General features: G+C 68.8%; 19 protein-coding genes and 1 riboswitch. Of the genes, 5 read left to right on the top strand and 14 right to left on the bottom strand.

The annotated features are described in order from the left end of the window. Positions 1-10: 10 nt before the first annotated feature. The gene (locus QSJ59_RS00710) at positions 11-598 is read left to right on the top strand and encodes a hypothetical protein (RefSeq protein ID WP_285756678.1); all 588 of its coding nucleotides are present in this window, start codon (positions 11-13) and stop codon (positions 596-598) included. A 138-nt stretch (positions 599-736) separates the two neighbouring features. Here QSJ59_RS00710 and QSJ59_RS00715 read toward each other — a convergent pair whose 3' ends face one another. From QSJ59_RS00715 to QSJ59_RS00750, 8 genes are all read right to left on the bottom strand, one after another. Further along, positions 737-1,873, bottom strand: a complete 1,137-nt coding sequence (locus tag QSJ59_RS00715) for a tetratricopeptide repeat protein (RefSeq protein ID WP_285756679.1) — start codon at positions 1,871-1,873, stop codon at positions 737-739. A gap of 216 nt (positions 1,874-2,089) precedes the next feature. Further along, entirely contained in the window at positions 2,090-4,969 is a 2,880-nt protein-coding gene (gene gcvP, locus QSJ59_RS00720) for an aminomethyl-transferring glycine dehydrogenase (protein WP_285756680.1), read from the bottom strand. A gap of 103 nt (positions 4,970-5,072) precedes the next feature. Next, positions 5,073-5,164: riboswitch (glycine riboswitch) on the bottom strand. A gap of 176 nt (positions 5,165-5,340) precedes the next feature. After that, positions 5,341-5,949 (bottom strand): MerR family transcriptional regulator, encoded by a 609-nt coding sequence (locus QSJ59_RS00725; RefSeq protein ID WP_285756681.1) that lies wholly within the window; start codon positions 5,947-5,949, stop codon positions 5,341-5,343. 242 nt (positions 5,950-6,191) lie between these two features. Next, on the bottom strand, positions 6,192-6,662 hold the full coding sequence (locus QSJ59_RS00730; protein ID WP_285756682.1) for a bifunctional nuclease family protein: 471 nt from the start codon (positions 6,660-6,662) through the stop codon (positions 6,192-6,194). A 295-nt stretch (positions 6,663-6,957) separates the two neighbouring features. After that, positions 6,958-7,488: an FHA domain-containing protein gene (locus QSJ59_RS00735; RefSeq protein WP_285756683.1), complete on the bottom strand. Its 531-nt coding sequence runs from the start codon at positions 7,486-7,488 to the stop codon at positions 6,958-6,960. A 298-nt stretch (positions 7,489-7,786) separates the two neighbouring features. Further along, positions 7,787-10,285, bottom strand: a complete 2,499-nt coding sequence (locus tag QSJ59_RS00740) for a mannose-1-phosphate guanyltransferase (RefSeq protein WP_285756684.1) — start codon at positions 10,283-10,285, stop codon at positions 7,787-7,789. A 128-nt stretch (positions 10,286-10,413) separates the two neighbouring features. Then, on the bottom strand, positions 10,414-11,097 hold the full coding sequence (gene clsA, locus QSJ59_RS00745; RefSeq protein WP_285756685.1) for a cardiolipin synthase ClsA: 684 nt from the start codon (positions 11,095-11,097) through the stop codon (positions 10,414-10,416). Positions 11,098-11,302: 205 nt separating this feature from the next. After that, entirely contained in the window at positions 11,303-11,974 is a 672-nt protein-coding gene (locus tag QSJ59_RS00750; protein WP_285756686.1) for a gamma-glutamyl-gamma-aminobutyrate hydrolase family protein, read from the bottom strand. Positions 11,975-12,485: 511 nt separating this feature from the next. Here QSJ59_RS00750 and QSJ59_RS00755 point away from each other — a divergent pair. From QSJ59_RS00755 to QSJ59_RS00765, 3 genes are all read left to right on the top strand, one after another. Beyond that, entirely contained in the window at positions 12,486-13,745 is a 1,260-nt protein-coding gene (locus QSJ59_RS00755; RefSeq protein WP_285756687.1) for a globin domain-containing protein, read from the top strand. Positions 13,746-13,965: 220 nt separating this feature from the next. Then, positions 13,966-16,155 carry a carbon starvation CstA family protein gene (locus QSJ59_RS00760; protein ID WP_432707427.1) on the top strand — a complete coding sequence of 730 codons (2,190 nt, stop codon included), beginning with the start codon at positions 13,966-13,968 and terminating at the stop codon, positions 16,153-16,155. Next, positions 16,155-16,370, top strand: coding sequence for a YbdD/YjiX family protein (locus QSJ59_RS00765; protein WP_285756689.1), 216 nt, complete (start codon positions 16,155-16,157; stop codon positions 16,368-16,370). The genes QSJ59_RS00760 and QSJ59_RS00765 overlap by 1 nt, the downstream gene beginning before the upstream one ends. A gap of 54 nt (positions 16,371-16,424) precedes the next feature. Here QSJ59_RS00765 and thyX read toward each other — a convergent pair whose 3' ends face one another. The 3 genes from thyX to QSJ59_RS00780 all read right to left on the bottom strand — a co-directional run bounded on the left by thyX (position 16,425) and on the right by QSJ59_RS00780 (position 19,912). Then, a complete protein-coding gene (gene thyX / locus QSJ59_RS00770) occupies positions 16,425-17,222 on the bottom strand; it encodes an FAD-dependent thymidylate synthase (protein ID WP_285756690.1) in 798 nt (265 codons plus the stop codon). Between the two features lie 187 nt (positions 17,223-17,409). Next, positions 17,410-17,553, bottom strand: a complete 144-nt coding sequence (locus QSJ59_RS00775; protein WP_285756691.1) for a GPGG-motif small membrane protein — start codon at positions 17,551-17,553, stop codon at positions 17,410-17,412. Between the two features lie 166 nt (positions 17,554-17,719). Beyond that, positions 17,720-19,912, bottom strand: a complete 2,193-nt coding sequence (locus QSJ59_RS00780; RefSeq protein WP_285756692.1) for an anthranilate synthase component I — start codon at positions 19,910-19,912, stop codon at positions 17,720-17,722. A gap of 310 nt (positions 19,913-20,222) precedes the next feature. On the opposite strand from QSJ59_RS00780, the gene QSJ59_RS00785 reads away from it, so the two are divergent. Next, entirely contained in the window at positions 20,223-22,514 is a 2,292-nt protein-coding gene (locus QSJ59_RS00785) for a HelD family protein (RefSeq protein ID WP_285756693.1), read from the top strand. Between the two features lie 9 nt (positions 22,515-22,523). On the opposite strand, the gene QSJ59_RS00790 is transcribed toward QSJ59_RS00785, so the two are convergent. The 3 genes from QSJ59_RS00790 to QSJ59_RS00800 all read right to left on the bottom strand — a co-directional run bounded on the left by QSJ59_RS00790 (position 22,524) and on the right by QSJ59_RS00800 (position 24,438). Then, positions 22,524-23,033, bottom strand: coding sequence for an isochorismatase family protein (locus QSJ59_RS00790; RefSeq protein WP_285756694.1), 510 nt, complete (start codon positions 23,031-23,033; stop codon positions 22,524-22,526). Between the two features lie 89 nt (positions 23,034-23,122). Further along, positions 23,123-23,254, bottom strand: a complete 132-nt coding sequence (locus QSJ59_RS00795) for a hypothetical protein (protein ID WP_285756695.1) — start codon at positions 23,252-23,254, stop codon at positions 23,123-23,125. A gap of 65 nt (positions 23,255-23,319) precedes the next feature. After that, positions 23,320-24,438, bottom strand: a complete 1,119-nt coding sequence (locus QSJ59_RS00800; RefSeq protein ID WP_432707392.1) for an acyltransferase — start codon at positions 24,436-24,438, stop codon at positions 23,320-23,322. Between the last annotated feature and the right edge of the window lie 41 nt (positions 24,439-24,479).

Consider the following 24,479-nt stretch of genomic DNA (forward strand, 5'->3'; position numbering starts at 1 on the left):
CCGACGAGTGATGGGAGACGCCGTGGTCGTGGCCGCGATCGTGATCTGCGAGGCGCTGTTCTGGGTGCTGGTGCTCGGCGGACTCGCCACGCGCTACCTGCTGCGGATGCGCGTGCTGAGCGCCGCCCTGTTCCTGCTGGTTCCGGTGCTGGACGTACTTCTGCTGTCGGTCATCACGGTGCACCTGGCCAAGGGGGCCACCGCCGAGTGGAGCCACGGCGTGGGCGTGCTGTACCTGGGGTTCACCGTGGCGTACGGGCACAGCGTGATCGCCTGGGCCGACGTGCGCTTCGCGCACCGTTTCGCCGGCGGCCCGGCTCCGACGAAGGCCCCCCGCAAGGGAGCGGCGCGCGTTCGCCACGAAGCCGTGGCCTGGGCCCGTGGTTCGGTGGCCGCCGCGATCGGGGCGGGCGTACTGTGGGCGATGATCTGGTTCGTCGGCGATCCCGAACGCGTTCAGGCGCTGTCGGGTTTCTACGCGCCGCTCTCGATCTTCATGCTGGTCAACACGATCATTGCAGGGTGGGGAATCGCGAAGGGCGTGCTCTCGCTCGGCGACGGCACCGCGGCCGAGGAGACAGAACGCGTGAGAACCTGAGCGAAGGCACGCCGTCGGTCGCCGGATCGGACGCCAATGCCCGCCCCTCTCCCGGGGCGCGACCACCGAACTACGCGCCGACCGGCTCTCCAGGGACATACTGGCCGTTTCCCCGGGCGGGGCAACCGGAGAGCTGCGCTAGTCGGGCCAGCCCGGGGGCAGGACGTCACCACCGGTCGCCCGGCGCAACCGCTCACGGAAATCGTCGTGCAGGGCACGGCCCCACACGTACTCGCCGGGTGCTCGGACCGCCTGCTCCACAACGGCGCGCAGCGCAGCCGCCCGGGCCTCGCCGCTGGCATGGGGCAGCGCCAAGTGGCTGTAGAGCTGGTCGAGTGCCAGGAAGAGCTCCCCCGCGAGCATGGGCACACTGTCCTGGGCGACCGCCGCCTCCAGGTAGGGGTCCCACCAGGACGGAGCGGGCTCGGTGTCGGCGTCCTCGGCGTCGGGCACGAGGAAACCGCGGCGCAGCCGGGTGCGTACCTCGGCTGCCACGGAAGGATCACGGTGGTCCAGCCCCTCCTCCCATGCGGTCGCGGAGGTATCGGCGTCACCGCGTACCGCCAGGAGGCGGGCCAGAAGTTCGTAGGCGACACCGGTGTCCATCGGGTCGAGCCCGCCGGGTCCCCCTGCCGTGGCGGCACCGAACTCGGCGATCGCACGCTCGACGTGCACCGCACCCAGCAGGACGCGCAGGGCCGGGTCCTCCTGCGCCGCGAGCCCCCGGGCGATGACCTCTTCGGCCCGCGTCACCGCGCCGCGCGCCAGGAGCCCGCGTGCGTAGTCGTGAGCGGTGGCGGCCACCACGGCGGCGTCCTGCCCCTCCAGCGCCAACTGCCAGTGTTGGTCTGCTCCCTGCTCGTCACCGCGCTCCTCGGCCAGCCGCGCGAGTCCGCGATGGGCGGCCTGGAGGTAGCGCTCGTTGTCGAAGGCCAGGACCTGTCGCCAGGCCGCGGCCTCCTCGGCTGCCGCGCCGGCGCGTTCGTGGAGGAGCGCCAGGTGGTAGGCGGCGCGCGGACCGAATTCGGGGTGGCCGGTGGCCACCGCATTCTCATCCGCGCGGCGCGCGGCAGCAGGATCGCCGAGTTGTTCGTGCACCACGGCCAGTCCGAGGGACGCCTGGGCCCGGCGGGACGGCCCGGCCTCGGCGGCGACCCGTTCGTAGATCGCGGCGGCGCGGCGCAGGTGGCCGGCCTCGGCGAGGTCGCGAGCCTGGTCGCACAGGCTCGCGAAGTCGGAATCTCCTGCGTCGGAATCCAGGGGGGTGCCGGACATGGCGGTCATGATTCGCTTTCCACGCAGGGGGTTGAGTGGCTCGGTTGGGAGCCTAACCGCTGTGTCCGCCGCAGAGAACAGGACAGGCCCGTCCGCGGGAAGATCGACGCGACAAACCCGCCGTCTTTACGTTGTAGATCATTGAAAGGCGGTGTCGATCGGATCGCGGTGGCGACGGCACCGTCGGAACGGGCTGCCGCCACCGCGCCGCAGCGGTTACTCCTCGAACGCCTCGGGCGGCGGGCAGGAGCAGACCAGGTTCCGGTCGCCGAACGCCTGGTCGATACGCGCCACCGGGACCCAGTACTTGGACCGGCGCAGCGAGGGCACCGGGTAGGCGGCCTCTGACCGGCTGTAGGCGTGCTTCCAGTCGTCGGCGGTCAGCGCCTCCGCGGTGTGCGGGGCGTTCTTGAGCGGATTGTCCTCCCGCTCGTATGAGCCGTCGGCGACCCGGTCGATCTCGGCGCGGATCGCGACCATCGCGTCGACGAAGCGGTCCAGCTCTGCCAGGTCCTCGCTCTCCGTGGGCTCGATCATCAGGGTGCCGGCCACCGGGAAGGACATCGTGGGGGCGTGGAACCCGTAGTCGATGAGCCGCTTGGTGAGGTCGTCGTTGGAGATACCGGTCGCCTTCTGCAGACCGCGGATGTCGATGATGCACTCGTGGGCCACGAGGCCGTCGGTACCCGCGTACAGCACCGGGTAGTGGGGGGCCAGCCGCTTGGCGACGTAGTTGGCGGCCAGCACCGCGGTCTCGGTGGCCGCGCGCAGCCCCTCCTCCCCCATCATCCGGATGTAGGCCCAGGAAATCGGCAGGATGCCCGCCGAACCGAACGGGGCGGCCGAGACCGGGCCGACGCCGGTGTAGGGGCCCGCCTCGGACTGGGCGGGGTGGTTGGGCAGGAAGTCGGCGAGGTGCGCGCGCACCGCCACCGGACCGACACCCGGGCCTCCGCCGCCGTGCGGGATACAGAAGGTCTTGTGCAGGTTGAGGTGGCTGACGTCGGCGCCGAACTCGCCCGGCTTGGCCCAGCCGACGAGGGCGTTGAGGTTGGCGCCGTCCACGTATACCTGGCCGCCGCCCTCGTGCACCAGACGGCACACCTCGGTGATGGTGTCCTCGTACACGCCGTGCGTGGACGGATAGGTCACCATGATCGCCGCCAGCGCGTCACCGGTCTTGGCGATCTTGGCGCGCAGGTCGTCGAGGTCGATGTTGCCGCCCTCGTCGCAGGCGACCACGGTGACGCGCATGCCCGCCATGATGGCGCTGGCGGCATTGGTGCCGTGCGCGGAGCTGGGGATCAGGCAGACCTCGCGTGCGGCGTCACCACGGGAGCGGTGGTACTCCCGAATGGCCAGCAGGCCGGCGAGCTCCCCCTGCGAACCCGCGTTGGGCTGCAGGGACACCGCGTCGTAGCCGGTGACCTCGGCCAACCACGTCTCCAGGTCGCGCACGACGCGCACCAGGCCGGCCGCCTGCTCCAGCGGCGCGAAGGGGTGCAGACCGGCGAACTCCGGCCAGGTCACGGCTTCCATCTCGGCCGTGGCGTTGAGCTTCATGGTGCACGAGCCCAGGGGGATCATCGTGCGGTCCAGGGCCAGGTCCTTGTCGGCCAGTCGGCGCATGTAGCGCAGCAGCGAGGTCTCGCTGCGGTGGGTGTTGAACACGGGATGGGCGAGGTAGTCGACCTCCCTGGCCAGCGCGGCGGGCAGCACCGGGGCCGCCGGGGCCGCGTCGTTGGGCACTCTGGCCCCGAACGCGTTCAGTACCAGGGCGACGTGTCCGGAGGTGGTGGTCTCGTCGCAGGAGATGCCCACGGTGTCGGCGTCCACCCGGAACAGGTTGACGCCCGCCTCGCGGGCGGCCTCGACGACGGCGTCGGCCCAGCCGGGAACGCGCACCCGCAGGGTGTCGAAGAAGGCGTCGGTGAGCACCTCGACCCCGGCGGAACGCAGTCCGGCCGCCAGCAGGACGGCCCGACTGTGGACACGCTCGGCGATTGCCCGCAGTCCCCGGGGGCCGTGGTAGACGGCGTACATCCCGGCCATGTTGGCCAGCAGCACTTGGGCGGTGCAGATGTTGCTGGTGGCCTTCTCGCGACGGATGTGCTGTTCGCGGGTCTGCAGGGCCAGGCGGTAGGCAGGGTTGCCCGCGGCGTCCACCGACACTCCGACCAGACGGCCGGGAAGCTGGCGCTGGAGTCCTTCGCGAACCGACATGTAGCCGGCGTGCGGACCACCGAAGCCCATGGGAACGCCGAAGCGCTGTGTAGAGCCGACCGCGATGTCCGCGCCCAGCCCACCGGGCGAGGTCAGCACGGTGAGAGCCAGGATGTCGGCCGCGACCACGGCCAGCGCGCCGCGCTCGTGGGCGGCTTCGATGAGCGGCCGGGGGTCGCGGACCTCGCCGGAGGCAGCCGGGTACTGCACGAGCACACCGAAGATGTCGCCTTCGGGCAGACCGTCGGACAGATCGGCGACCACGACGTCGATTCCCAGCGGCTCGGCACGGGTCCGCAGCACCGCAAGGGTCTGACCGAAGACGTTGGAGTCGACGACGAAACTGGCGCTCTTGCTCTTGGTGGCGCGCCGGGCCAGCGTCATGGCCTCCGCGGCTGCGGTCGCCTCGTCCAGGAGGGAGGCGCCGGAGACCGGCAGGCCGGTGAGGTCGGCAACCATGGTCTGGAAGTTGAGCAGTGCCTCGAGGCGGCCCTGGGAGATCTCGGGCTGGTAGGGCGTATAAGCGGTGTACCAGGCCGGGTTCTCCATGATGTTGCGCAGGATGACCGGGGGGACGACGGTGTCGTAGTAGCCCTGGCCGATCATCGAGACGAGTACCTGGTTGGTGTCGGCCAGCGCGCGCAGTTCGGCCAGCGCCTCGGTCTCGCTGGCGGGCTCGGGCAGGCCCAGGGCGGCCGGCGCTCCGGGAGCGCTCAGGATGCTGCTGGGGACGGCAGCGGCCATCAGCTCCGCGGTGGAGCCGTACCCCACCGCCTCCAGCATGACCGCGCGCTCGACCTCGTCGGGGCCGATGTGGCGGTCGGCGAAGACGGTGGCGGGAGCGCGGTACGCGGGGACGTGCTGATCCGGCATGGAGACCTCCTGGTCGCTGGGCCGACGAGCGGCTTGCTCCTGGTCTCCCCCTCTGTCACCCACGGTGACCGCGGGCGCGCCGCGGGCGTGGTGCTCCAGAGTGCCTATCCACACGGTCCTTGGTGCCTGAGAGGTTAGCTGGGGAGTCTTGCCCCGTCGGCGCCCCGTGGTCGGGGTCTCTCCCGTGCGGTATCAACGGCTGTTCGTACTGAAACTGTGGCGTACTCTGCCATAGCCATCGTACTGACCGTGCTATCGGGCCCGTGCCCGCGGTGGCGAGAAGCGGGTCACACGCCCGGCCCCGCCGGAAACCCGGTTGCGCGTCGCTTGGCCCCCGGATCCGCGCCGGAAGTCGCCGGCGCGGTTACGGATCAGCCGGTGCGGCGCTCGCGGCGCCGACGGGCCAGCTCGTCGCCGGGATGGGGGTCCGCCGACCGCGCGTCGGCCGCCGACAGGTTCTCGCCCTGGAGTTCGCTCAGGCTTCCTTCCAGTTCACGCCAGACACGCCCCAACGCGATGCCGAACACGCCCTGTCCGCCCTGGAGCAGGTCCACGACCTCGTTGGGCGAGGTGCACTCGTAGACGCTGACCCCGTCGCTCATGAGGGTGACCTGGGCGAGATCGGCGATGTTGCGGTGGCGCAGGTGGTCCACCGCCGTACGAATCTGCTGGAGCGAGATCCCGGTGTCCAAGAGGCGTTTGACCACCTTGAGGACAAGGATGTCGCGGAAGCTGTACAGGCGCTGGCCGACCGTGTCCTCGGACACGCTGACGCTGGGCTCGACCAGCCGGGTTCTCGCCCAGTAATCGAGCTGACGGTACGTGATACCCGCGGCCGCACAGGCCGCGGGTCCACGGTATCCGACGTCCATTGGCAGCCCCACTACGTCCTGTTCGCACAGCAGGCCCTGCTCACCGGCCAACCGCACGGCTGACCGCCTGTGGTCGGAGGCTTGCTGCTTGCCGCTGATAACCGCCACGCCGAACCTCCGGCTCCTCGACCTGCGGCGGTTTGACAAGGGGAGATAACGCGAGACGCCGCAGGTTGCTTCAACAGTGACGGTAAGCCGGTGGCATGGACAGCGTCAACGACAGCCCTCGGCGCGTCGCGCTTCACGTTCTTTCGTCCGGGTCGCATCCCGGGGAACGACCGGCTCGCCGAAGCACCGCGGAATGGTCGTCCTCCGCGGTGTCTGACGGGCCAACGCGGTGTCACGGCTGCCTACGTGGTCCGGCCGAAGTCCTCGGGAGTGATGTTGTCGAGGAACTCCCGGAAGCGCTCGACCTCGTCTTCCTGCTCATCGGGGATCGGCACTCCGGCCTCCTCGATGACGTCGTCACGGGCATAGATCGGCGTACCCGTGCGCAACGCCAGCGCGATGGAGTCGGAGGGGCGGGCGCTGACCTCCACACCGTTGGAGAACACCAGGTCGGCGTAGAAGATCCCGTTCTCCAGGGCCGTGATGTTGACCGTGGTCAACGTGGCGTCCAACGCGTCCAGGACATCGCGGAACAGGTCGTGGGTGAGGGGACGGGCAGGCTTGACGCCCTGCTGCGCAAGAGCGATCGCGGTGGCTTCCACCGCGCCGATCCAGATGGGGAGGTAGCGCTCCCCATCGGTCTCCTTGAGTAGGACAATCGGTTGGTTGGCGGGCATCTCGACCCGGACGCCGACGACCTCCATGTGCTTCACTGCGGCTCCGTCCCACGACTCGTCGCGTTCGGAGGGACACACACCCCAGGGTGCGCTCTGCTCCGTCTTTCACGGTACACCGCCGAGATCCGCACGAACCGTCCAGGGCGGGACATGGTGGCCCCCGCTCCCCCGACGCGCAGTTGCCCGGAGCCGGGAACTGTGGTTGGCACCCCGACACACGCGCACTCGGCAGCGGTCTTCCCTAGAAGGTTGTCCGAGTTGGGAGAGGTGCAAACCTGTGATCCGGGTGGGGCCGGAAATGCCTCCGCCCCCACCCGTTCGTGTGCGCGACTCAGCCCCGTCGCGGGTTGGTCAGCAGGACCAGGCGGAACTTGCCGATCTGGACCTCGTCGCCACCGCCGAGCTCGGCCTCGTCGATGCGCTCACGGTTGACGTAGGTGCCGTTGAGGCTGCCGACGTCACGGACCCCGAAGGAACCACCGCGGCGATAGAACTCGACGTGCCGCCGCGAGACGGTCACGTCGTCGAGGAAGATGTCGCTGTTGGGGTGACGCCCCGCCGTGGTGACGTCCTTGTCCAGCAGGAAACGGCTTCCCGCGTTGGGACCTCGTTTGACGACGAGGAGCGCGGTGCCCGCCGGGAGCGCCTCCACGGCCGCGGGGTCGTGCCCCACCTCGTCCGCGCCGTCGCTCTCGGCTTCCAGCGCCTGGATGCCGGAGATGGAGATGGTGGACGTCGTCTCGCCGATGCGCTCGCGCGGTTGGTCTCCCCCGGACTTGTTGATGGGGGAACCGCAGTTAGAGCAGAAACGGGCATCGTCCGCAACGGCGTGACCGCACTGCGTGCAGTAAACGCTCGACATAGGTCGGCTCGGCCTCCTACCGCACGGGGCGGTCCTTGATTCGGCTGGTGATCAACAGGTTACGGCGGCGTCGTCCGCCGCACCGTCAGGCTTCATGCCTCACGTTCTCATCCCGCGCAATCGCCCCTTTTTCACCATCTCTTACACCAGGAGCACTCGACTCTAAACCATATCTGTGCGCTGTCCACACCTGCGCCGTCCTGGGGAGTTCCGCGGGTCGGACCGTACCGCGAGCGCGCGCCCGGCACGGCTTTCACCGGACGCGCGCCGGCCGGACGAGTACCCGCCCGGCCGCGGCCTAACCCTCGGCCCGTTCGACCACGGCCGCCCACTCCTCAAGCAGCCGCTGGGCGGTGTCGGCATCGGGCCCCTCGGCCCACAGGTGCGTCACCGCCTCGGCGGTGTCGGGCAGGACAAGCGCCCAGGAACCGTCGGGCTCCAGGACCCTGACCCCGTCGGTGGTGTCGATCTCGCGGCCCTCCGCGGCCTCCACCACCTCACGCATCACGCTGCCCTTGACCGCCCAGGGGGTGGGCACCGAACGACGCAACAGGTGCGCCCGCGGGATACGGTCGTCGATCTGGCTGAGCGACAACTTGGTGCGGGCCACCAGGCCGACCAACCGGACGAACGCCGCGATCGCATCGGAGGTCCGGGAGAACTCCGGCAGGATGAACCCGCCCCGGCCGTCCGCAGCGAACACGATGTCATCGGCCATGGCGGCCTTGGTGAGCTCGTCGGTGGCCGTCGGGGTCCAGACCACGCCGACCCCGTGGAAGTTCGCCACCTTCTCGGCGACCCTGGTCGTGGTGACGGGCAACGCCACCTTTCCGCCGCGACGTTCCGCAGCTACCAGGTCGAGCACCACCAGCAGGGCCCGCTCGTTCTCCACGAGCTCGCCGTTGCCGTCCACGATGGACAGCCGCTCGGCCACAGGGTCGAAGCGCACCCCGAAGTCAGCACGCGAGGATCCCACCAGCTCGCCCAGCCGCTGGAGGTCGCGCATCTGTTTGGCCAGGGTGTCGGTGGGCGAGTCCTCGTCCAACCGGTTGTTGACGGTGAGGACCTCTGCTCCGATCCGCCCCAGCAGGGACGGCAGGATCAGCGAACCGGTTCCGCCGGCGCAGTCCACCACGACCTTGAGATCGGCCCCGTCCACACCGGAGGTGTCGATCCTGCGCAGCAGCTCATGGGTGTAGACCTCGACGTCGCGCGAGGGGAAGGAGAGCTCGGCGATCTCGCCCGGGAAGGCACGCCGGTACTCCTGCCGGGAGAACACCCGCTCCAGCTTGCGCTGGGCAGCCGGAGAGAGGTCGGCCCCCGTCTCGTCGAGGAACATGATGTCCACCGACTGCGGGTCCCCGGGGGTCGTGCGCAGCGAGATCCCGCCGCTGAGCCCCGACCGTGAGGTGTGGAAGCGCGCCACCGGCAGTGGCACCGCCTCCAGGTCCTCGACGTTGATGGCCCCTGCCGTGAGAGCGCTGATCACGGCCCGCTTGAACGTCCGCGCGGCCCGAGAGGCGTCCCGGGAGGTGGTGACCACCGCGCCCTTCTTCAGCGTGGTGGCGTAGGCGCTGGCCAACTGAACGGCGAGTTCGGGGGTGATCTCGACGTTGATGAGGCCGGACACGCCACGGGGCCCGAACAGCGATCGTTGCCCTTTGGACTCCCAGATGACGTTGGCGTTGACGACCGCGCCGGCCTCGATCGTCTTAAACGGGTACACCTTGATGTTGTTGGCGAGATACGCCTCGGACTCGATGACGCACTCTTCACCGACGACCGTGCCCTCTTCGACACGAGCACCGGTCATGATGTCGGTGTTCTTGCCGATGACACAGCCGCGCAGGTGGGTGCCGGTGCCCACGTAGACGTTGTCGTGCACCACTGCGCGGTGCAGGAACGCCTCGGAGCGCACGACGACGTTGCTGCCGAGCACGGTGTACTCGCGCAGCTCCGCGCCTGCTTCCACCTTGGCGTAGTCGCCGATGTAGAGCGGGCCCTTGAGGACGGCGTCCGCGTCGACCTCCGCACCCTCCGCGACCCAGATGCCCGGGGACATCTCGAAACCGTCGATCTCCACGTCGACCTTGCCCGAGAGCACGTCGGCCTGGGCGCTCAGATAGCTCTCGTGGGTGCCCACGTCCTCCCAGTAGCCCTCGGCGATGTAGCCGTAGAGCGGGGCGCCGGCCTCAAGGAGCTTGGGGAAGACATCGGAGGACCAGTCGACGTTCTCGCCCGCGGCGAACTGGTCGAGGACCTCGGGTTCCATGATGTAGATGCCGGTGTTGACGGTGTCGGAGAAGACCTGGCCCCAGGTCGGCTTCTCCAGGAACCGCTGGATGCGGCCCGCGTCGTCAACGATGATGATGCCGAACTCCAGCGGATTGGCCACCCGCTTGAGCCCGATGGTGACCATCGCGCCGTTCTCACGGTGGAAGCGCACCATGTCGGTGAGGTCGATGTCGGTGAGCGCATCGCCGGAGATGACGATGAACGGTTCACCGCGCAGGTGTTCCTCGGCGTTCTTGACACTGCCTGCGGTGCCGAGCGGGACCTCTTCGGCGACGTAGCGCAGGTTCATTCCCAGTTCTTCGCCGTCACCGAAGTAGTTCCGGATCAGGGTGGCGAGGAACTGCACGGTGACGACGGTGTCGTCGAATCCGTGCCGTTTCAGCAACCGGAGAACGTGCTCCATGATCGGTCGGTTGACGACCGGAAGGAGCGGTTTGGGTTGGTTCGCGGTCATCGGGCGCAGGCGTGTGCCCTCTCCGCCGGCCATGACAACGGCCTTCATCGCGGCCACCTCCGGGCCCCGGTCAACATGCGGCGAGACGCCCTAACGCGGGCTTTCATGGTGGGGACGCGCTCCCTTCCTTCGCTGGTCGGTGGCCCGGAAGTCACCGGCCACGCGGTCGGCGCCTCTTACGCCTGGGCACCGCGTTCGATCACATCGGGATCGTCGGCCGAATCGACTTCAGGCGCCCCGGGCCCTTGTTCGGACCCGGTGGGGCGATCCAGGCCACGGCTCTGTCGCATGAGCCGCAGTCCCTGGACCGTGTAGAGCAATCCGGCCCACCAGTAGATAGCAGTTCCCCAGATCGCGAAGGCCCAACCCACGATTTGCGCGACATCGCCGACAATGCCGTCATATGCGGCGACGAACAGCAGTGGAAAGGAGTAGAGCAGGCACAGCGTCGCGGCCTTGCCCGCAAAATTGACCGGAAGCGGCCCGTAGCCGTAGTGGCGCAGAATGGGCAGCGCGACGATGATCAGCAGATCGCGCAGGACCAGGATCGCCATCAGCCACCACGGGACGATGTCGCGCACGACCAGGCCGAGCAGGGCCGCGAAGATGTAGAGCCGGTCGGCCATGGGGTCCAGGACCGTACCCAGCCGACTGGTCTGGTTCCAGGCGCGCGCGATCTTGCCGTCCAGCCAGTCGGAGACGCCGGCCATGGCGAGGAGCAGCAGGGCCCACCAGTCCTCCTGGGGCCCAAGGACCAGCCAGAGGAACAGCGGCACACCGAGCAGGCGAACAATGCTGATCAGGTTCGGAACCGTCCAGATGCGGTCCGCCCCGGAACCCGCGCTCGTCGAGATCGCCATCCCACCTCCCCTGCCCCTGTGCTTCGAGACTACCCACTGCCGCACGGGTAGGCGTCACCCTCAGCCGCCACCCGATTCCCGTTGAATCTTCGCATAAACGACAAAAACTCAACGCGCGGGCACGCCGCAACCATGACGCATACTCAGCGTAACGACAGGACGGTGAAAGCACCGCGCCCGGGGGCGGTGCGCCGGGGGCTGTGGCTCAATGGGCGGCCTTGGCAACCAGCTCCTCGAACAACCGGCGGTCGGTTCCCTCCTCCGGGTGCCACCGTACTCCGATCCCGAACCCGTTCCCCGAGACCTCCAATGCCTGGACGGCCTGCTCGTCGTCCCACGCCACGGGCAGCAGGCCGGAACCGACCCGGTTGATACCGGGACCGGGCGCACGACGGACCCTGACCGAGTCGCCGACCGCTTTGCCCAGGCTGCTGGTGAGGCTCACCGCCACATCGACGTCGGCGAGCCGGGAGGCGCCCTCCTGGACATAGGGGAAAGGGGCACCTCCGGCAGCCGCATTGAGGACCTGAAGTCCGCGGTCGATGGCGAGGAAGGGCCGCCCGGCGGCGATCGCCGCCTGGATCAAGGCGATCTCAAAACGGTCGCGCCGCGCATCGGGCTCGGGCGCGCCGGGCCCGGAGTCGACCCCGTGGACCTCCGCCCCGACCGGGGCACCGGTGGTGAAGACCAGCGCGTCGAAACGCTCGACGAGTTCGGGGACGCCGCGGGGGTGGACCGGCGCGAGGACCACCGGCAGGCCGCCTGCACGGTCCACCTCGCGCAGGAAGGGAGTGGCCACGACCGCCGCCTCCCGGATCCAGGCCCCCCATCGCGCGGGTTCGAGGCAACTCGTGATCCCGATGAGCGGGCGGGACATGCGTTCTCCTCCTGCAGGATGGCGCCGGCCGGACGTGGGGGGCGAGGCCGTGCCGATGATGGCGCGAAAAGCGTATTGGCCGACTTGTCGCGACTGAACCGATAACGACATTAACAACACTTCACCGGACTGTCTTATTTGTTACGCAAAGCAACGACGGCTGCCAAAAGCCGCCCCCGCCGCGACCGCGCGGCACCACCTGGGGGAAGACCCGACTATGCCCACACGGAGACGTCCGCGCACCTCCGAATGCCTTTATCACATTGATATCGAGTCGCGCAGGAGAATGTTTCAATCACGGAAAGTAACGAGACAAAACGAACCGTAAACACCGTGCGTAATTATTGAGAATCGGTTGTTGGCCCCGAAAATGGGTGCCACACTTCAGCGCAAGGCGCTCCAGTCGACACATCGGTGGCGATTGGAGCCGCCAGCAGCGGCCCAGCGGCCGCGACCGCCGCGGGGAGGGGCGGTTAGTCGCCCACGCGATCCGAAGGGGACGGGTCACTTCATGCCGTTGAACCCAGGCCTTATCAGAGACACATTCACCGAAGTCGAGAAACAGACCGAACGGGCCACCGCATACTTCTACGGTCGGCTTTTCGCGGAGAACCCACGCCTGCGCGCGATGTTCCCGCCCGCAATGGACGTCCAACGCGACCGGTTGTTCAGCGCACTGGTCACGATCGTGCAGAACCTGGAAAGTCCGGACACCCTATCGGGGTTCTTGGGCCACCTCGGCCGCGATCACCGCAAGTTCGGGGTGGAAGCCGGCCATTACGACGCGGTCGGGGCAGCGCTGCTGACCACTGTGCGCAAGTTCAGCGGTACCGCATGGAGCGTCGAAGCCGCCCAAGCATGGTCGGACGCCTATGCCCTGGCCGCCCGGATGATGATCGAGGCCGCCGAGGAACACTCTGCGTGGGCTCCCCCTTGGTGGCACGCAGAGGTCATCGACCTGGAACGGCCCTGCCGTGACCTCGCGCGCATCACCCTGCGACCCAATCAGCCCTACTCCTACCTCCCCGGTCAGTACCTGTCGCTCCAGGCAGCACGCTGGCCGCGGGTGTGGCGCTCCTACTCCATCGCCAACGCACCGCGCAACGACAACCTGCTCCGCCTGGTCGTGCGCGGCGTGGCGGGGGGATGGGTGAGCAACGCCCTGGTCACCCACACCCGACTGGGCGACCGGGTACTGCTGGGCCCACCGCTGGGATCGATGGTGCTCGACGCAACCTCCGATCGCGACCTGGTGTGCGTGGCGGGAGGCAGCGGGATCGCCCCCGTCAAGGCGATCCTGGAGCAAGTGGTGAGCCTGCCCAACCGCCGCAACGTCGTGCTGCTGTACGGTGCGGGTGATCGCGACCACCTCAGCGAGATCCCCGACCTCATGAAGCTGCGGGCCACTTATCCCTGGCTGCGGGTGGTCTCGGTGCTGGAGCGGGAGTCCGACGACGAACGTCTGTCCCGGGAGGCGCCCGACGGCGAGTCCATCGGCGAGGTGGTGCACGGCAGACTCCGCGACGCCCTGCCCGCCCTGGGCTCCCTGGCCGACCACGACGCCTACGTGTGCGGACCGCCGGAGATGGTGCGCGCCATGGTCCCGGACCTACGGGCAGCGGGGGTGCGACGCTCGCGGATCTATCACGACCTGACCGCGATCGGGGAGGAGCAGAGCGGCTCCCGGGAGGAGACCGAGGCCGAGGAGCACGACCTCGCCGCGCCGGCCGCCACCGCGGCCGACGAGATCCTGGACCGCTCCGCACTCTGACCCTGCCGGCGAATCGGCGGGCACCACCCAAAACCGGGGGTACCGAAACGACCGGTACCCCCGGTTCCGTGTCGACGGCTCCGGCTGTCTCCCCGACTTCTTCGCATCGAATCCGATCACGCTGCGCTACGACTACTTACGCTTTATGTGAAGACATGGTTAAATCGCGCCCGATCGCTCATCGACGATCCACCATCGCAAGGGGGCGCGCGTGACCACCATCGGCACGGTTCACAAGGGGGCGAACGAACCACCCCGCTGGACCCCCGTCCGCGTTCTCGTCTGGGTGGCGGTCGCCCTGGTCGGCGCCGTGGCATGGGCCGTCATCGCCCTGTCCCGGGGCGAGGAGATCTCGGCGGCCTGGCTGATCTTCGCGGCCCTGGCGTCCTACGCCATCGGCTACCGCTTCTACGCCCGCTTCATCAGCTACCGGGTCCTGCGGGTGGACGACACCCGCGCCACCCCGGCCGAGCGGGTGAACAACGGCGCGGACTTCCATCCCACCGACCGTCGCGTGCTCTACGGCCACCACTTCGCCGCCATCGCCGGCGCCGGCCCGCTGGTGGGGCCGGTACTCGCCGCACAGATGGGATACCTGCCGGGAACGGTGTGGATCATCCTGGGCGTGATCTTCGCCGGCGCCGTGCAGGACATGGTGGTGCTGTTCTTCTCGATGCGCCGCAACGGCAAGAGCCTCGGGCAGATGGCCCGTGAGGAGATCGGCCCGGTGGGCGGGGTCGCCGCACTGGTCGCGGTGCTGGCGATCATGGTGATCCTGCTGGCGGTCCTGGCCATGGTCGTGGTCAACGCGCTCGCCGACTCCCCCTGGGGCGCCTTCTCCCTGATCATGACCATCCCGATCGCGTTGTTCATGGGGTTCTACCTCCGCTACGTACGTCCCGGCCGGGTCATGGAGACATCGGGCATCGGGGTGGTGCTGCTGTTGGCGGCGATCGTGGGCGGCGGATGGGTCGCGGCCGACCCGGTGCTGGCCGAGCTCTTCCACTTCAGCCACAACGAGCTGACCTTCGGCCTCATCGTCTACGGCTTCATCGCCTCGGTCCTGCCGGTGTGGATGCTGTTGGCCCCTCGCGACTACCTCTCCACCTTCATGAAAATCGGCGTGGTGGTGCTGCTGGCCATCTCCATCATCGTGGCGATGCCCAGCCTCCAACTGCCGGCCTTCACCGATTTCGCCTTCAACGGTGAGGGGCCGGTCTTCGCCGGCTCGCTGTTCCCGTTCGTGTTCATCACGATCGCCTGCGGCGCGCTGTCGGGGTTCCACGCGCTGATCGCCTCGGGCACCACGCCCAAGCTGATCGAAAAGGAGTCCCAGGTCCGGATGATCGGCTACGGCAGCATGCTGACCGAGTCGTTCGTGGCGGTGATGGCACTGGTCGCAGCCTGCGTCATCGACCCGGGCGTGTACTTCGCGATGAACATGCCGGCCGGGGCCCTGGGCGAAGGGGTCCAAGGGGCGGCCGCCACGGTGAGCCAACTCGGTTTCACGGTGACGCCCGAGACCCTGCAAGCCACCGCGGACGCTATCGGCGAGGACAGTGTGATCGCCCGGACCGGCGGCGCTCCGACCTTCGCGCTGGGCGCAGCCCAGATCTTCTCCGCGGTGTTCGGCGGGCAGGCGATGATGGCGTTCTGGTACCACTTCGCAGTGATGTTCGAGGCGTTGTTCATCCTGACCACCGTTGACGCCGGCACCCGGGTGGGACGGTTCATGCTCCAGGACACCCTCGGCAACGTCTACAAGCCGATGCGCGACGTCAGCTGGAAACCGGGTCTGTACCTGACCAGCGCCCTGGTCGTTGCCGGATGGGGCTACTTCCTGTGGGCTGGGGTCAACGACCCGTTGGGTGGGATCAACCAGCTGTTCCCGTTGTTCGGCATCGCCAACCAACTGCTGGCGGCGGTGGCGCTCGCGGTGTGCACGACCCTGTTGATCAAGTCCGGGCGGGCCAAGTACGCCTGGGTGACCCTGGTTCCGCTGGTCTGGGACGTGGTGGTGACACTGACCGCCAGCTACCAGAAGATCTTCTCCGCCGACCCCAAGATCGGGTTCTTCGCCCAGCGCGCCCAGTATTCCGAGGCGCTGGCCAACGGGGAGACCTCGCTGGGGTCGGCCGCGACGGTGGACCAGATGCGCCAGGTCGTGGTCAACACCACCGTGGACGGGGTGCTGTCCGCCTTGTTCGCACTGTTGATCATCGTGATCCTGGTGGACGCGGCCCGGGTCTGGATCAAGGCGCTGCGCGCGGGCGGACAGCTGCCCACCACCGAGGAACCGTACGTGCAGTCGAAGCTGTGGGCCCCTTCGGGGCTCGTCCCGACCGCGGCCGAACGGCAGATCGCGCGTGAGCGCGCGGCCGCGGGAGCCGCGGACACCGAGGGTCGCTGATGGGCGGCCGGCTCCGACAGGGCTGGGCGACCCTGGCCCGGGGATTGTCGAGCGCCTGGCAGATCGCGCGGGGCGTGGTCGGCGAGCGTGCCTACGAGATCTATCTGGAGCACCACGCCCGCACCCACGCCGGCACCCCGCCGATGGGCGAACGCGAGTTCTGGCGCCACCACACCGACCGCGGCGACACCCATCCCGGGAGCCGGTGCTGCTGAGAGCAGCGTGGCCCCGCCCCCGTGCAGGGGTGCGGGGCCACGGTCGTCAGCGGGTCAGACCTTGCGCCATTTGGGCGTCCAGGCACCGTCGACGACCTCGTAGTCGCCGAACAGTGCGGGGGCCTCCCTCACCAGGACCGTGCCGATCTTGTCGAACAGCAACCGGATCTCCTCCTCGGCTCCCGGGGCGGTACGCGCTTCCAGGGTGTGGCGCAGGGTGCGGACGTTGGCAGTCCACACCAGGCCGGTGGCCACGCCCTCGGGGGCGAAGCGGCGCATGAACGACGTGCGGTGCTTCTTCACGGAGAAGGGCACTCCCTCCTCGTCGAGGCCGAAGTGGTCGGCCATCCAGAGTTGGAACTGTTCCATCTGCCCGAGGAGTTCGGTGGCGCGCTTCATCAGCTCGGGATCCTCCTGCGCCCATTCGGGGAACCAGAAGGGAAGGTCCTCCAGGCGCACGAAGCGCATCGACTCCTGGGAGATCGCCACGCCGGGACGGTGCCGGATGAGTTCGTGGGTCAGTACCCGGCTGACGTTGTGCAGCACGAAACTGAAGCTGATGTGTTCCAGGACGGAGCCGTGCAGGCTGGCGAGGATGTTGGAGAGGTAGGCGTCCTGGTCGGTGCGTACCCGGGTGACGTTGGGGTTGAGACCGGGTTCCCACGAGCGGTAGCAGAGCCGCCCGGCGAACTCCGCGAGGTTCTGCGGGTCATTGAGGGTGTTCTCCAGATCGCCCCGGTCCAGACGTTCCAGCCAGCTGCTGCCCCCGACCTCGGCGAGGTAGCCGGCGACCTCGTCGTAGTCCAGTTGCGGTCGGGCAACAAGGCGGACCTCGGGTTCGACGCTCTTCACCGGTTCTCTTCCCTACTTGGGTCGTCCAAAGCTAACGGTCCCGGCTGCACCCAGCGAAGGGGTGCAGCCGGGACCGTTATCGAACCTAGCATCCAGCGGGGACGGGGAATGACCGCCTAACTGACCTGGGAAGATTTCGGGTCAGGGACGTCAGTCGATGGTGGGCGGGGTGGATGGGTAACGGTCCTCACAAACCAGCGATGTAACCGCTGGGGGTGAGCAGAACGCCCACGACGAGGAGGACGACTCCCCACAGGAGCTGGCGCCGCAGCAGGGCGGCAACGCCGGAGACGATGAGGACGATACCGAGAATAAGAAGAACGATGCTCATGGCCTACCGACTGCCCCCGCGCCCCCAAGGAAAACAAACTGGATCGTCTAGAACAGTAATTGTGCAGGTCAAGGACACAAAGAAACCTTGAAGCGAACCCCCCGGACCGGCTATAAACCAACGAACCAGCCTGCCCGGGGGTTCCCGGGTGCCCCTGGGAATCTCCTCAGCCGCGCGCCAGACGCAGTGCGTTGGCGATGATCTGCTCGCCCACAGAGGCGGTCAGGATCGATTCCGGATGGAACTGCACAGCCCACCGCTTGGCCCCGGCGTCCTCGATCGCCATGACCACCGGCTCGGGCCCGTCCTCCACGACCGCCGTGACGGCATACCCCTTGACGAGATCGCGCGTGGTGTAGGTGGAGTGGTACCGCGCGGCGGCGAACGCCCCGTCCGCACCCAGATCGCCCAGCAGCGCACCACCGCTTACCAGCACCCTGCCCGGTTTGCCGTGTACCGGCTCGGCAAGGGTCCGAAGCTCGCCGCCGGCGTGCTCGACCATGCCCTGCAACCCCAGGCACACACCGAAGACCGGCAGCGATCGGGCGTCCAGTTCGTCCAGCAGCGCATTCATCGCGAAGTCCGCCGGCAGGCCGGGGCCCGGCGACAGGACCACCAGGTCGGGAGCGAACTCGTCCAGCAGTTCGGGGGCGAAGCCGTGGCGCACCGTGGTGACCTGCGCGCCGTGGCGGCGCACATAGTCGGCCAGGGTGTTGACGAACGAGTCCTCGTGGTCGACGAGGAGCACGCGCATCCCCTCCCCCGCCCGGGGAAGCGGGGCCGGCCCGGCTTCCCGGGCTCCGGGCCGGTCCTGCGCGGCCGAGTCGTCGGCGTCGGCGTCGGCCAAGGTCTCCAGCAACGCCCGGGCCTTGAGGTAGGTCTCGCGCTCCTCGGACTCGGGGTCGGAGTCGTAGAGCAGTGTGGCCCCGGCGCGCACCGCGGCCACACCGTCGCGGATATGGGCGGTACGCAGGGTGAGGCCGGTGTTCATCGAACCGTCGAAGGAGATCACCCCGACCGCCCCGCCGTACCAGCGCCGGGGCGCGCTCTCGTGCTGCTCGATGAAGCGCATGGCCCAGGTCTTCGGCGCACCGGTGACGGTGACGGCCCACATGTGGGTGAGGAAGGCGTCCAGGGCGTCGAACTCGGGACGCAGGGTTCCCTCGATGTGGTCGACGGTGTGGATGAGACGGCTGTACATCTCGATCTGGCGGCGCCCGATCACTCGGACGCTGCCCGGCTCGCATACCCGCGACTTGTCGTTGCGGTCCACGTCGGTGCACATCGTCAGCTCGGACTCCTCCTTGGGGGAGGACAGCAGCTCCTTGATGTTCTCGGCATCGCCCAGGGGGGTGTCGCCTCGCTTGATGGTGCCGGCGATGGGACAGGTCTCCACCCGCTGCCCCTGCCCGGGGGCGCCGGAGACCCGTACGAACATCTCGGGCGAGGCCCCGACGAGGTACTCGCCCTCGCCGAGGTTGAAGAAGAACTCGTAGGGCGCGGGGTTTCGCTCGCGCAACCGCTCGTAGAAGCGGGCCGGAGAGGCGCAGGGCCCATAGACCCGGTGGCTGGGAACGACCTCGAACAGGTCGCCGCGCCGGAACTTCTCCTTTGCCTCGGCCACGACAGCGGCGAAGGAGCCGGGCTCCGGCGGAGCGGGGACCTCTGCGGCGACCACGGCCGGGGTGGCCGGGGTGGACCGCTCCAGGCCGTCGGTGGCGGTGCCGTCGGAGGCGGTGAACTCGTAGGAGTAGCGCACGCAGGTTTCGCGCTTGCGGTCGCGCACGATGATCGCGTCGGGCAGTTGCAAAACGAGGTCCCGGTCCTCGGCAGCCCGCTCCAGGACCTGGTCAATGGGTTCGAACTGGAAAGCGAGGTCGTAACCGAACGCGCCGTAGAGGCCAAGGTGCGGATCGGTGTCGTTGAAGAACAGTGCCACCAATGAGCGCAATGCCGTGAAGACGCTCGGGCGGCGGCTGCGCTGCTCCTCGGTGAAGAACTCACCGGGGGACGGCTCGGGGACCTCGATCGCGATGTGATCGGCACCGCGCGGTGCCACCAGGGCACCGCACTCCGCGAGTCGGTCCGCCACCGCGGCGAAGAGCACCCGCCCCCGGTCGTTGAGGGCGATCGCGCTGATCCGCCTGCCGCGGGCGGAGATCTCCAGGCAGGGGTCGACGTATCCCAGGTGCCAGCGGCTGTAGCGTCCCGGGTATTCCATGCCGGAGGACAGAACACCGCCGCGCCGATGCTCGACGCGCTCGACCAGCGCGGCGAGGGCGTCCGGGTGGCAGGGCTCTGCGACACGGCGCACGCCGATGCCGCCGCTTGTGGTGTAGGAGTGGGAGCTTGTGTCCACGGGCCGGTCCTTTACGCGGAAGATCGGGCGCGAGAGCCCGAACCTGCGGACAGCAAAAACGACCGCCGGTACGGGCGGTCGCTGGTCACGTGCTGAGGGAATGCGAACCAGAAACGCCGCCTAGGAGCGGCGCCACCACTGATGGGGCTTCTGTGTCGATCGCATCGGAAGAGAGTCTAGCCGTTTCGGGGGGCCGGTGGGGCGCGACTGGCCGACTCGGTGATCTGCTGCGGGCGGAGCCGACACGACTGGTAGGCTACTACATCCACAGAAAAATAGATACCCTTGAGGCGGGAGTCTACCAAAGACTATGGACCTTCGTCAAACTCTCCCTTCGCCCGAGGGGGCGGGAGCACGCGCCGCTGCGCTGGCTGCCGAGCAGGAGTACGTCAGCGCGCTTTACACCCGGCTCGACTCGGTACTGGCCGCGACCGAGGCCGCGTTGAGCGAGGCCCACGGACGGGGCGGTGGCGGCACCCGCCAGGCCCGGATCGAGCGGGAGGTCACCGCGGACGAGCAGTCCCGGCGGCTCGCCAGACTCTCGGGGGTCGAGCGGGGGCTCTGCTTCGGGCGGATCGACCACCGCGGCAACGGCACCGAAGCCGGCGAACGCTTCTACATCGGACGGATCGGGCTGCGCGACGCCGACTACGAACCGATTCTGATCGATTGGCGCGCCCCGGCCGCCGAGCCGTTCTACTCCTCGACCCCCAACTCCCCCGGCCCCCTGGTGCGCCGACGCCACCTGCACACGCGCGACCGCACCGTGGTCGACCTGGACGACGAAGTCTTCGACCTGGACGGACTCACCGAGACCGAGCGCCGGTCCCTGGTGGGCGAAGCGGCGCTGCTGGCCACCCTTCGCAAGGGGCGGACCGGGCGGATGAGCGACGTCGTGGCCACCATCCAGACCGAGCAGGACCGTGTCATCCGCTCCGGTCTGGCAGGCGTGCTGGTGGTGCAGGGCGGGCCCGGTACCGGCAAGACGGTGGCCGCACTGCACCGCGCGGCCTACCTGCTGTACACCCATCGACGCGTCCTGGCCCGCCGCGGTGTACTCGTGATCGGCCCCAACTCCACCTTCCTGCGCTACATCGGCCAGGTCCTGCCCTCCCTCGGCGAAACCGACGTTGTGCTGTCGACACTGGGCGGCCTGTTTCCAGGAGTGCACGCCACCGCGACGGAAGAACCCGACACCGCGCAGATGAAGGGAGACCCGCGCATGGCCGACCTGATTCGCGCCGCGGTGCGCGGGCGCCAGCGCGCACCGCGGCGGGGGATTCAGGTCCGCGTGGACGACATGGTGCTCAGCATCGACGGCGCGACTTGTCTACGGGCCCGCGACCGGGGGCGTTCGAGTCGCCGCCCGCACAACGTCGCCCGCAAGGTCGTGGTCAAGGAACTGCTCAACGCCCTGGCCCGGGACCAGGCCAAGCAATTGGGCCGCCCCCTGGACACCGAAGACCTGGAATACGCACGGTCGATGCTGTGGGAGGAGGACGCGGTGCGCGCGGCGCTGGACCGGCTGTGGCCCTTCTTGACGCCCCAGCGGCTGCTGAGCGACCTCTTCTCCGCTCCCGACACACTGCGCACGGCCGCCTCGGGCCGGGCCGGGCTGTCCAGGACCGAGCAGCAAGCGCTGCACCGCGCCGCGGGAGCCGAATGGACGGTGGCCGACGTCCCGCTGCTGGACGAGGCCGCCGAACTCCTGGGAGAGGACGACGCGGTGGCCAAGGCCATGGAGCGGCTGGCCGAACGGGAGCGTCGCGCGGAGGAACACTACGCCCAGGGCGTCCTGGAACTCACCGGGCTGGCCGGACAGGGGTTCATCGACGCGCGCGGGCTGGCCGAGCGCAACCGCGACCGCGGGTCGTACCTGACCACCGCCGAGCGCGCGGGCGAGGACCGCTCCTGGGCCTACGGCCACGTGATCGTGGACGAGGCGCAGGAACTCTCCGCGATGGCGTGGCGGATGGTGATGCGCCGGGTACCGACCCGCTCCATGACGGTGGTGGGCGACACCGCCCAGACCGGGGACCCGGCGGGGGCCCGCTCATGGGCCCAGATGCTGGACGCCCACGTCAAGGGCCGCTGGCGCGAGGAACGGCTGATGGTCAACTACCGCACGCCGGTGGAGATCATGGCGGTCGCCACCGATGTCCTGGCCGCGGTGGCACCGGAGCAGGAACCGCCGGAATCGGTCCGCGACGGTGCGCCCGCGCCGCGTGCGGTGCGGCTGCCGGCCTCGGAGCTGCCCGTCGGTCTACCGGCTCTGGTGGCCGCCGAACTCGCCGCGATCGGGGACGGGCGCGTCGCGGTGATCGTGCCGACCTCGCGGGTGGCCGAACTCGCCGCGGTGCTACCGGACGCCTCGGTGGGCGCGGGCCCCACCGTCCTCGACGCCCCGGTCGCCCTGTTGGCGGTCCACGAGGCCAAGGGACTGGAGTTCGACGCCGTGGTCGTGGTGGCCCCGTCGGGCATCGTGGCCCAGTCACCGCAGGGCGGGCACGACCTGTACGTGGCGATCACGCGGGCGACCAGGCGACTGACGGTGGTGCACGAGGGTGCGCTGCCCGAGATGTTGGGCGGACTCGCGAGCTAGCGGACGCGCTCAGGCGAAACGGACCTCGTCGAGGTCGGCCAGCGCGGCTCCCTCGTGGACCAGTTCCTTCTCCACGTCCTGGGAGATGCCGTGTGCGGGCGCGGCGTCGTCGTAGGTCGCGTGGGCGCCCCGTACCAGCGTGACGGGGTGCCCACGGCGCATGGCCGCGCGCGCGGTCGCCCGCACACAGAACTCGCTCTGCATACCGGCGATGACGACGGAGGCACCCACGGGAAGGAGCCCGGCCAGCGGGGTTCCGCTGAAGGCGTCGGGTTCGGTCTTGTCGACCACGAGCTCGCCGGTTCTGGGACGGCAGACGAGCTCCCACCCGAAGGTGCCCGTCTCGTCGGGGTCGTCGGGCCCCCCGTTGTTGCGCACGTGTACCACCGGGGCTCCGGCGAACCGGGCCCGCTCCAACAGGTCGGCCAGGACCGGAGCGACCTCGGCGGCAGCCGGGACGGGCTCGGGGGGCTGGAGCATATTGCGTTGGACGTCGATGAGCAGCAGAACGGTTGTCATGCGCGGAATGCTAACTGTTTGTAGCCAAAACAATGCGTTTCGTGGCCACAAACACGCCGGGGCGGTCATAGCCGGTCCAATGTCTCGAATCAGCCCGTGACGTCCAGAAACGCGCGCTGCTCGGCGGTACGGCTCAGGTCCACGGCCTCCACGGCCTCGTCGACCTGGGAAACGGAACTGACCTCCGCCGAGGGGCTGGTGGGTGGGTAGTAGTCCGTCATGACCACGAGACCGCTCCCTGGAGTGCGCTCCAGGCCAAGCATCGGCAAAAACCGACCGCCCCGCGTCACACGGTGGCGCGCAACCCCGGGATACGGCGCAGCAGCGCGGTGATGACCAGGCTGACCGCGATGACCGCCACGGTTTGGACCAGCACGGTCGCCGTCATGAGCAGGGCGTCGTCGGGCAGACCCGTGAGGGCACGCAGTTCCCGCTGCACGATCAGGTGGACGAGGAACACCCCGAAACTGAGGTCGGAGAACGTCTTGAGCCAACGGCGGGCGGACTCGGTGTCCCTGTCGGGGTCGGTGAACAGGCGCCAGCGCGAACCCAGGCTCTGCAACAGCAGGAACGCGGCCACGGACATGATCACGACGTTGACCGAGAGGTAGTCGTACAGGTACCCGGCGGGAGCGGTGATGGACTGGGCCGGCAGCGTGAACGCTCCGACGCCCAGGGCGGTCACCGCCGTCACGGCCACGAAGACACCACCGGCGATCCAAGTGGACCGGGCCGACAGCCGGGTCTCGCGCAGCAGGTACCCCATGACGTAGTACCCGACGAAAGGCAGGAAGCGGGTGACCGCGTTGGGCTCGCCGATCCCCTGGAAGGCCGCGATGGCCTCGTCGACCAGGCCCAGTCCCGACATCAGGATCGCGAACCACCAGAGCATCCGGGTGCTGGCGTAACGGGTGATGAGACGCAGGAAGGGCGTGAGGACGTAGAGACCGGCCAACACGAAGAGGAAGTAGAGGTGGAGCTCGGGGCTGCCGGAGAAGAGTCGGGCGGGAACGTCCGACCAGGTCAGACCCCCCCGGTAGAAGAGCTCGAGGGAGAGGTAGACGGCGCTCCAGACCACGAGCGGAATGCCGATCCGGGAAAAGCGGCGCTGGTAGAAGGAGCGCAGCCCCTCCTGGCGGGGCTTGAGCAGCAGGGCTCCGCTGATCATGATGAACACCGGTACGCACCAGCGCAGCATCGAATCGATCGCATTGGCGGTCCACCAAGTGGCGGTCCCGAAATCGGTATAACCACCGGTCACGACCGGAGCGGCGGCGTGCAGCAGCACGACCGCGACCATCGCCGCGACACGGGCGATGTCCAGCCACGCGGTGTCGACCGGCGTCGCGCCGGATCTGGGTGCGGCGCTCCGGGGCTCAGACCGAACGGGGGAGCTCACGGCCATAGCGGGATCAATCCAATCGTCAGCCGGCGCGTCTTCAGTCG

This window comes from Nocardiopsis ansamitocini, from assembly GCF_030268225.1.
Lineage (GTDB): Bacteria > Actinomycetota > Actinomycetes > Streptosporangiales > Streptosporangiaceae > Nocardiopsis_D > Nocardiopsis_D ansamitocini.